The sequence below is a fragment of the Paraburkholderia sp. BCC1884 genome (assembly GCF_900996225.1).
In the GTDB taxonomy this organism is placed as follows: Bacteria; Pseudomonadota; Gammaproteobacteria; order Burkholderiales; family Burkholderiaceae; genus Paraburkholderia.
In genome coordinates this window covers 21027-30797 of the sequence record NZ_CAAJGL010000069.1, presented here as the reverse complement: position 1 = coordinate 30797, position 9771 = coordinate 21027, and the positions used below count along the sequence as shown (strand labels likewise).

General features: G+C 59.2%; 8 protein-coding genes and 1 pseudogene. 5 read left to right on the top strand and 4 right to left on the bottom strand.

Annotation, left to right across the window (positions count from 1 at the left end; all coding sequences use genetic code 11):
- Positions 1–174: pseudogene (locus FQ705_RS15195) on the bottom strand (IS5/IS1182 family transposase); the annotation flags it as partial.
- 410 nt (positions 175–584) lie between these two features.
- Here FQ705_RS15195 and FQ705_RS15190 point away from each other — a divergent pair.
- Positions 585–1142, top strand: a complete 558-nt coding sequence (locus FQ705_RS15190) for a hypothetical protein (RefSeq protein WP_144142474.1) — start codon at positions 585–587, stop codon at positions 1140–1142.
- Between the two features lie 55 nt (positions 1143–1197).
- Here FQ705_RS15190 and FQ705_RS15185 read toward each other — a convergent pair whose 3' ends face one another.
- Positions 1198–2139, bottom strand: a complete 942-nt coding sequence (locus tag FQ705_RS15185; RefSeq protein WP_144142472.1) for a LysR family transcriptional regulator — start codon at positions 2137–2139, stop codon at positions 1198–1200.
- Positions 2140–2525: 386 nt separating this feature from the next.
- On the opposite strand from FQ705_RS15185, the gene FQ705_RS15180 reads away from it, so the two are divergent.
- From FQ705_RS15180 to FQ705_RS15165, 4 genes are all read left to right on the top strand, one after another.
- Positions 2526–3962 carry an NAD-dependent succinate-semialdehyde dehydrogenase gene (locus tag FQ705_RS15180; RefSeq protein ID WP_144142470.1) on the top strand — a complete coding sequence of 479 codons (1437 nt, stop codon included), beginning with the start codon at positions 2526–2528 and terminating at the stop codon, positions 3960–3962.
- Positions 3963–3975: 13 nt separating this feature from the next.
- Positions 3976–4353, top strand: coding sequence for a carboxymuconolactone decarboxylase family protein (locus FQ705_RS15175; protein ID WP_144142469.1), 378 nt, complete (start codon positions 3976–3978; stop codon positions 4351–4353).
- Positions 4350–5345 carry an NAD(P)H-quinone oxidoreductase gene (locus tag FQ705_RS15170; protein WP_144142467.1) on the top strand — a complete coding sequence of 332 codons (996 nt, stop codon included), beginning with the start codon at positions 4350–4352 and terminating at the stop codon, positions 5343–5345. The genes FQ705_RS15175 and FQ705_RS15170 overlap by 4 nt, the downstream gene beginning before the upstream one ends.
- Before the next feature lie 484 nt (positions 5346–5829).
- Entirely contained in the window at positions 5830–7200 is a 1371-nt protein-coding gene (locus FQ705_RS15165; RefSeq protein WP_222105655.1) for a DUF1254 domain-containing protein, read from the top strand.
- A gap of 369 nt (positions 7201–7569) precedes the next feature.
- On the opposite strand, the gene FQ705_RS15160 is transcribed toward FQ705_RS15165, so the two are convergent.
- Positions 7570–7794, bottom strand: coding sequence for an FmdB family zinc ribbon protein (locus tag FQ705_RS15160; protein WP_144142465.1), 225 nt, complete (start codon positions 7792–7794; stop codon positions 7570–7572).
- Between the two features lie 179 nt (positions 7795–7973).
- Positions 7974–9119, bottom strand: a complete 1146-nt coding sequence (locus FQ705_RS15155) for a glutathione-independent formaldehyde dehydrogenase (protein WP_144142464.1) — start codon at positions 9117–9119, stop codon at positions 7974–7976.
- Positions 9120–9771: the final 652 nt, after the last annotated feature.

Here is a 9771-nt window from a genome sequence, read left to right as displayed (position 1 = left end):
CGGACGACCCGTGATCGCCGGTGCGGTACCTTCGAAACCGAGTTCTGCAAGATCAAGTTCGTCGACGAAGGCGTCTATGACTCTGACCGGGTTGTCCTGTCCGATGTAGTCATCGACGCATTCGGCGAGTAGTGCGACCTGCTTGCGGTCATCGCCTTCAACGAATCGCTTCATGAGTCACCCGGTCTCAGTGCGTTGATTCAGTTTAGACGATCCATGCGTTTTCACACACTCTGGACCCGTCGGAGAACTTCGGACAATGATGTCGTGAGGCCGTTTTAGGTTTGCTTTCTGCCATCCAAGCCACTGAGCCCAATCGTCCGAGTGATTCTCTTGTATCTAGTGCGGAGTCGCCGGAGCCGCACAGGCCTGACATTCCTTCCCAGACACGCAATCAGTCGGTCCGTCGGCCCCAAATTCTGCGATGCAATGCAGGAACGTGAGCGCGGTGTGCAAGATGATCCGACACCCGGCGAATCGTGCGTATGTGAACTATCCGTTCTTTTGCGAAGAAAGCGAAGTAAGCCGCACGAGACAATCTCTGCGCGGTACTTTCCTTCCTTTCCGATTCATGGAGTTTTGCAATGACCTCGATTCGTGCAGACCTAGTCCTTTCGCAAAGTGCATTCAGCCACGTCGTTGATATTCCCATTGACGCAATAGATATTGCAAGCTGGCTCTTCGCACTTCCGGACGCGGAATATCAGCGCTGTGCTCCTCCCGACCATATTGCGGCAGGCGCCACCTGGACCGACGATGGACGGCGGATGTCGATCAATGTGGAACAGATTGGAACCGGTCTGGTCGTCCAGCACTACGTGGGCGAAGTCACGGATAAAAACTATTGTCGAATGGTATCGCTTTCGGATGTTTTTACGCCGCACGGCCGCACCAAGGTCCAGGTAATCTGGGAATTGAGCGCGAAGGAATCTGCGGATGGCAAGACGGAGTATACGAACAGCGTTATCTCGCATCCGACCGACGATTTCCTCGCTTTCATCGAGAAAATGGGCGTCTCTTTCGAACAGGCCGCGCGCGATCGCCAAAGCGCATCGAGCGATCATAATCAACGGGAGACGCCGCTCTTCGCCGAGAGTATTGCCCGCGCCGCACGGACGAAGCTGGCTCAGAACCATCGCTAATTTACCGCAGACAGGAGAGCGCTCAATGAGCCTGAGTCGCTCTCCGCCGATGCGTTCATGCAGCTTCGACGTTGATGCCAAGTTCCGCTGTATAGGCGTGAAGCTCGCCGCCAACATCCACCTTTAATGCATCGACGAAGCGCTTGATTTTTGCATCGACGAACTGGCGCGATGAATATACCGCGTACACGTTGCGCTGCTGGGTGTGATATTGCGGCAGAACTCGCACGAGCGAGCCATTACGCAGATCGTCGATTGCCGAGAAGGCGGCAATCAGTCCGATTCCTGCGCCGTCTTTCAGTATTGTCGCCATCGCATCCATGTCGTTCACGCCGAAGTGCGGGCCTACCGGACGGTAGACGGCGCGACCCTCTACGCTTTCCAGATGCCACTCGTCCGGCGAATAATCGACTGTGCCGAGAAGCACGCATGTGTGATCAACCAGATCTTCCGGACGCTCGGGTGCAGGATGCTCTGCAAGGTAAGCGGGCGACGCTGCGAGAACGCAATGGCTAACGCCGATCTTCTGGCTCACATACGCCGAATCTGGCAGCGTACGTGCAATCACAACTGCCACATCGAGTTGCTCTTCGAGCAGGTTGGGCATTCTCTGCGACAGAATAAGATCGACCGATACATCGGGATAGGAGCGCCGATACGCCAGTGCGGCGCGCGATACGAGGCGGCGTCCTACACCTGGAACCGCATACACGCGCAATTTGCCGCGTGGCTCCAGCAGCGCGTCACGCGCCTCCGCTTCTGCCTGCTCTATGTCCGCCAGAATCGCGACGCTGCGTTCATAGAAACGTCGTCCAGCATCGGTTATCAGAAGCTTGCGTGTGGAGCGCTGAAGCAGCCTGGTGTCGAGGTTCTGTTCGAGTACCGATACCGCCCGTGAAATATTCCCGACCGTCGTGTCGAGGTGATTGGCGACAGCCGTGAAGCTGCCCATTTCGACCACCTTCGCGAAAATCGACATGTTGTAGACCTTGTCCATGCTCGTCCTCGTTTGCCATTGTTTTCTGTCGAATTGCCGCGTTTCCGTTCGCACCGGCTAGCGATGATAGTGCAGACGCCTGTTTTTCGCAGACAGGGTCTACAACCCGTTTCGCACCGTTACGCACGAACGTCTTCTTCTCATCGCCCTCGCTAGCGACGGGTATTTTCTCTCCAGAGACAAGATTGATTCTTCGCGACTCCACTAAATCATCTCCCGCTCTGCGCCTAGACTCGGTTCTGCAGTCAGGCACTGGCCAAACGGAATGATCGAGCTGACCGCAGCTTGCGACGAAAGCTCGCCGCACAGGCAGCATCCGTCGGGCCAGTGATAACGGCAGTCTATTTCAGTATCCGAATCACCAATCTAGTCGGGAGCTTCTTGCCATGGACATCACCTACGGAACACTGCATCTTTTTATCGACGGAGAATGGATCGATGCGAGCGAACGGGAAACGGCACCCGTCACCAATCCGGCAACGCGACGCGAACTCGGCCGCGTGCCGCTCGCGACGGCTGCCGATCTGGACCATGCGCTAAACGTTGCGCAACGGTCTTTCGACGTCTGGCGTAACACTGTCCCGGCGGAACGCGCCCGCATCCTCAAACGAAGCGCGGAGCTGATACGCGAGCGCGCCGAGCGCATCGCCACGCTGATGACGCTCGAAGAAGGCAAACCGCTGGTGGAAAGCCGCGACGAAGTCCGGCGCGCAGCCGACTACTTCGAATGGTTCGCCGAAGAGGCGCGTCGCATCGATGGCCGCGTGGTACCGGCTAACCGCCCGGGCGTGCAACAGCTCGTGAAAAAACAGGCGATCGGGCCCGTGGCCGCATTCACACCGTGGAATTTCCCTGCTATCACCCCGGCGCGCAAGTTGTCTGCGGCCCTCGCTGCGGGATGCAGCGTGATCATCAAACCCGGTGAAGAAAGCCCCGCCACTGCGCTCGCGCTGGCGCGTGCGCTGGACGACGCCGGTCTGCCTAAAGGCGTGTTGCAGGTCGTATTCGGCGTGCCGGACGAAGTGTCGAAGCATCTGATCGCATCGCCGTTGATCCGTAAAGTGACTTTCACGGGCTCCGTGCCAATCGGCCGCCTTCTTTCCGCACGCGCCGCAGAAGGCGTCAAGCCGATTACGCTGGAACTCGGCGGCCACGGGCCGGTTCTCGTCTTCAACGACGCGGCTGTCGAAAAGGCCGCCGTCGAGGGCGCTGCGAACCGCTTTCGCGGTACCGGCCAGATCTGCATCTCGTCAACACGCTTCCTGATCCAGCGTGACGCCTACGACGAATTCGTTGGGCATTTCGTACGCGCTGCAAAGGCGCTCAAGGTCGGCGATGGCATGGACCCCACGACGCAGGTCGGCCCACTGGCGAATCCGCGCCAGCTAGCCAAGATGAAAGAGCTTATCGATGATGCTGTGGCGCGCGGCGCAACGCTACTTGCCGGCGGCAACCGGATCGAGGGGGACGGCTATTTCTTCGAGCCCACCGTGCTCGCGGAGGTGCCGATGGACGCACGCGTGATGCACGAAGAGCCGTTCGGCCCGATCGCCGTGCTGATGCGCTTCGACGCGCTTGCCGACGGACTTGCGGAGGCGAACAGGCTGCCATATGGCCTCTCTGCATACGCGTTCACAACGAATGCGCGCACGGCGATCGACGTAGCAGATGGTCTCGAAGCCGGCATGATCGGCATCAACCAGTACCGCATCGTGTCGACCGAACTGCCGTTTGGCGGCATGAAGGAAAGCGGCCACGGCTCGGAAGGCGGCGCCGAGGGCATCGGGTATTACCTGACGCACAAGTTCATCAGCCAGGCTTAAAAGGAGCACCGTCATGTCTCACGCAGATTTCAGCAGCCCGCGTGAAGCCGCGCGCGCCTTTACGCCGAAGCTCTCGGCGTTCGTCGATGACACGCTGTACCCGCGCATCTGGAACGACCCGGCGCTCTCGCCGCGTGAGCGCAGCCTCGTGACGGTCGCCGCGTTGATCGCGAGCGGTCACCTCGACGAGTTGCCATCGCACCTACGCCGTGCCGTGCAGAACGGCGTCACGCGGGAAGAACTTTCGGCGGTGATCACTCACCTCGCGTTCTACGCGGGATTCCCCGCAGCCATCTCGGCCTCCGCGCTCGCGCAGGCGACACTCGGCGCGCAGACGGAAACCGGAGACGCTGCCGTCGATTCATCAACCAAACAGGAAGGTTCGAAATGAAAGCCATCACATTCAACGAATTCGGCGAGGCCGACGTTCTCCAACTCGCCGACGTTTCAGCGCCCGAAATCCGGCCCGACGATCTGCTGGTGCGCGTCCACGCTGCGGGCGTTAATCGCGCGGATCTCACACATCGGCGAGGAGGTTACGGCCGCCCGAACTTCGGCGATTCCACGATCATGGGGCTTGAAATCGCCGGCGAAGTGATTGAAACCGGAAGTGCCGTGCAGGGATACAAGATCGGCGATCGGGTGATGGGCGTAGTCGGCGGCGGTGCGTATGCGGAGCTCGCGCGCATCGACTGGAGAATGGCAATGCCGATTCCAGCCACGCTCGACTATGTCCACGCTGCTGCTATACCGGAGGTTTTCGTGACCGCGCACGAAGCGCTTATGCATCTTGGCCGCTTGCAGCGTGGCGATTCGGTGCTCATTCATGCCGCTGCTGGCGGCGTGGGCTCCGCCGCAGTGCAACTGGCTTATGCGACCGGTGCGACCGTTTTCGCGACAGCCGAAGCATCGAAGCTGGAACGCGTCGTACAGCTGGGAGCGGAATACGCGATCGACTACAAGGCGCACGATTTCGCCGAGGTCATCTCCAGCAAAACAGACAAGCGCGGCGTGGATGTTGTCATCGATTTCATTGGCGCGCCGTATTTCGCCCGTAACGTCGCGGCGCTTGCCAACGGGGGGCGGCTGGTGCAGGTCGGTATTCTGGGCGGAGGCGGTGAGGTGAGCGTCGGCCTTGAAGAGATTTTGTACCGCCATCTGCAGATCATCGGCACCGTGATGAAGTCACGCGCTCAGACCGAAAAACATGCGATGGTGCGACGCTTTCGCGAGCATTGGCTCGAACGCTTCGCTGGTGGCGCGAGTTTGGAACCGGTCGTCGACAGCACATTTGCGCTGGAAGATGCCGCAGATGCGCATCGTCGGATGGAATCAGCGATGAACGTAGGCAAGATCATCCTGACGATGAGCGGGCGCACGTAAGGTGCCTGTCTTCACCCGCAGCACGGATGACCAGTGGCTGCGATGGGCACTGGAGCGGTCACTCGCTGCAATCGTGCGAGCGACCGTGTATGGCCGCGTGCTGCCTTATGCAACTCGCACGCATCGCCGAAGGTCGCACGGGTGCGACCGACAACACGCGACCCGTTGCTGCCGCTCGCCTTACTACGAACCTGACGGCGGCTTTCCGACTTGAAGCGGTCATTCGCCGCCGTTGCCCTGAGGGGCAGTTCCGTTGCCCCCAACCCTAATGTTCAATTCATCGGTAGTATCCGACTATCGAAAGGCTGGGCAACGCTAAAAATTCCCTTGGAGGGCGTCAAGATGCCATTTTCACGCAGAGATTTCCACCGCGTCAGCATGATCACAATCGCAAGTGTTGCCGCCTCCGGAAAGACCTTGGATGTCTCGGCGGAGGAAGCTGCAACGCCACTGTCAACCGGCGCAGGCAGTCCGATGGAGCCGCTTGGCGGCCAGCCTCCAGGAGGGCTCGACCCCTTCGGTCAAGGATTTTGACTATCAGATAAAGTATCGACGCGCGTTCGAGGCGGTTCTATGGAATATGCCTGCGGTTGCAATTTACAGCTTCCGCCGTGCAGCCATCGACAATCTCGGCCTTAAAGACAACGATATCATTGCGTATTCCGCACCAGCCACGCCGAAGCTTGAGGCAATCACAGCGAACAGCACGACGCCGTACATTTCTGCCTTTACCGACCTGCGAAAGGGCCCAGTCGTTCTGGAGGTGCCTGCCGCCACCCCCGATGGAAGTGTCTACGGACAGGTTGTTGATGCGTGGCAATTTACGATTGCAGACGTGGGACCCTCCGGGCTCGACAAGGGCAAGGGGGCGAAATTTCTTTTCACCGCACCCGGCTACAAAGGCTCCGTTCCGAAGGGTTACCTTCATGTCGCCTCGCCAAACTTCCGGATTGCATTTGCCTTCCGTTCCGTGCCTGCGCCCGGGAAGACGACGGCGGACGCCTACCAGTACGCGCAAAAGTTGCGGATGTACTATCTCTCCGAAGCAGCGAATCCTCCGAAGCAGCGTTTCGTCGATCCGATCGACCAACGCTATCCGACGCTCCCTTTCTACGATGAACTCCACTTCGAGGACATGCACGCTGTCATGAGTGTCGAGCCCGTCAATCCACAGGACAAGCTGATGATGGGGATGCTTGTGTCGCTAGGGATTGAAAGAGGTAAGCCGTTTACGCCCGATGAAACAGCGAAGAAGGCTATGCGCCAGGCAGCAATCGATGCATGGTTTTATATGCAATCCTGGTACGACCATTTTCCGCAAGAAAAGCTGTTCTGGCCTGACCGACATTACGCCTCTCTACTCCAGGCCGATGAGCACAAGAGGTTCACTTTTGTAGACCAAGATAGAATCGACCTGATCAATCGTGCGGCCGAGTATTTCTGGTGCACGTACATGCCCAAGGTTCTGACGGCAGATCCGGCCACGCAATATCTGATGGCGGTAGCGGACAATAACGGAAATCTGCTCGAGGCAGGCAAGCTATACAAGCTGGACGTGCCTGCCCAGATGCCCGTCAAGCAATTCTGGGCATTGACGGTCTACGACCGCGCCACCAATGCATTCATTTATAGCGAGTCCAACCGTACGACCCTTTCCTCGTACGATGTCGACAAAATGACGAAAAACGCCGATGGTGGTGTGACGATTTATGTAGGTCCGAAAGCGCCAGCGGGGCTTGAGGCTAACTGGATTCCGACCGCAGGAAAGCGTCCTTTACCTGCCATGCGTCTCTATGGTCCGACAGAGGCGCTTAACAACAAAACTTTCAAGCTATCGGATTTTCAGCTTGCCTGAAGCGTCTCAAATGGTCGATCAACTGGCCGACCAATGCAATCAGCATTGGAACGTCGGCTATCCGACAGAGAGCGCCGCTTAAGCGTTCAAATGTTGCGTTGCGCCAACATCCGGTTGTGGCCATGTCCGGCAGTTCGGCGAAACTGACCGTCGACGAGCCGACAGGGCAGTTGTCAGTCGAGCGCCTACAACTGCGCGCTCGCACGTCAATGGCATGCGCGTGCGCGCCGCAGCAAAGCTGCACCCGGCCCGGCTCTACATCTTTGATCGGCTCGCGGCGGAAGAGCGAGACGCTTCGGGCGCTGCCCGCGGCCAGAGAAAAAAATGCTCCGCGACAATGGCCGTACCCGAGCGCGCGGCAAAAAAGGGCTAACGGCAGCAGAGGCAACCGCCTCGATGAGACATGCCGTAGTTGCCGGCATCACCCGCGCCATCGCTGGACGAACTTGCGCCGCCCACGCTCGGTGCCGCGATCGTCACGCGCGCGGCCGGCGCGCCGCATTGCGGACACGCCACGGGATCGTCGCGCTCGGCGATCCGGCGAACGACTTCAAATGCGCCGCACTCCGCACAATCGTAATCATAGACAGGCATGACGTTTCCACTCGAAGAAGGGCCAAGCGCGGTCATCATCCAACGTCCCTGAACGACAGGGATCCGCTCGGGCGGCGTGCATTGGTCCAGTTGAAAGTGGCGAACCGGGCCCATTGGACCTTCTTTGAACCCGGCTTTTAGGCGGCACCCGCCATAAACTCACATATAAGGAAATGCTCTCATGCTCCAGGCTTCAGGATGACTTTCGTCCAGCCTCGGTCACGCGAGTCGAAGTGCTGGTAGGCCTCCGCCGCCTTGTTCAGTTCGATCTCATGTGAAACGATAAACGAGGGCTTCGCCCTGCCGGCATGAATCAGGTCGCGCAGCTGGCGGTTGTAGGCTTTCACATTGCACTGCCCTGTGGCGATATGCTGGCCCTTAAACCAGCACATTCCCCAGTCGAACGCGATCTCGCCCTTCTTGGCCAGGTCGTCTGATGCGCCGGGATCCTGTGGCGTGAATACGCCGACCACACCGATGCCGCCGGTGAACTTCACCGATTGGACGAGATTGTTCATGGTCAGATTCGGTATCTCCTTTCCGGCGGGATCATGGCATTGATAGCCGACGCACTCGCAGCCGACATCGGCACCCAGGCCATGGGTAAGCTCCATGACGCGATCGACCGGATTGCACTTCGAATCGTCGATGGCGACGGCGCCTATCGATTCCGCCAGCTTCAGCCGATCGGGATGGCGGTCGACCACCATCACCTTGCAGGCGCCCTTGATCATCGCTGCATGCGCGGCCATCAGCCCGACCGGACCCGAGCCGTAGATGACGATGGCATCGCCCGGCCGCATCCCTGCAAGCTCAGTGGCATGCCAGCCGGTCGGAAAGATATCGGCCACCATCACATAGTCGTTCTGCTTTTCCTCGGCATCGGGAGGCAGTTTCAGGCAGTTGAAATCGGCCCAAGGAACGCGCAGGAATTCCGCCTGCCCGCCTTGATAGGGCCCCATGTCGGCAAAGCCGAAGGCAGCGCCAGCCATGCCCGGTTGGGGATTCGCAGCCAGACAGAATGCGGTCAATCCTTTTTCGCAATTTCGACAGTGGCCACAGCTGATATTGAATGGCATACACACCCAGTCCCCGACTTTGAATCGCTCAACGGCGGCCCCCACTTCCATGATCTGGCCGAGATTCTCATGCCCGAAGACCCTCCCCGTTTCGAAGTCGGTCCTGCCTTCGAACATATGCAGATCTGAACCGCAGATATTAGTGCTTCTGATCTGTACGATCACATCAGTCGGTCGCTCAATTTTGGGATCAGGCACGTCTTCCACGCTGACATCGCGCGGCCCTCTATAGACAACAGCTTTCATGATGTTTCTCCGGTTACACGCATGCCTCTGCCTGACCTGGTGCCCTCGCTTTGCAGGGCCCCATGAGTCTGACCGGGCGGCGTTACCACAGGACCCTCCGCTGATGCCGCCGGGCGACGTACTGGTTGTATGAAGGCCGGCGGGTCGCCAGGCCATACAACCGAGTGCTAGACCTTCAGCGGCTTTGACATCGTCCCAATGCAACTCTTCCAGCCGCGGAGGGTTCTCTCCATCGGATAAGCCGGCCGATTCGCATGGGCATCAGTTCGAGCAGCAATGCATATACCAGATGAAAGCGATGCGCCCGGCGTGGGAGGCACGTAGCTTGTGCAGTCCGCGCGCTTCGCGTGAGACATCTCAATGTCTGCATTACGCAGAACGTCGCCCGCATCCAACGCCGGCACAGGGGAGCCCGCTACGCCGATGCTCGCGCCCCGCCGAGGCCCGCAGGCACGGCTGCTGGATTGGCTCGCAGGCGTACTGTGACTCGCGCGCGACGTCGCCCTTGGGGGCGCCAACGATGAAAACGACGGATTTGCTACCGCCGATGCGAGAAACATGCGCCGCCCCTTACGGGTCGAAGACAACTTTGATGCAGTCATCCGAGGAAGCCGCGGAGCGAATCGGCGTCCCCGTCAGCGACCGTGCGACT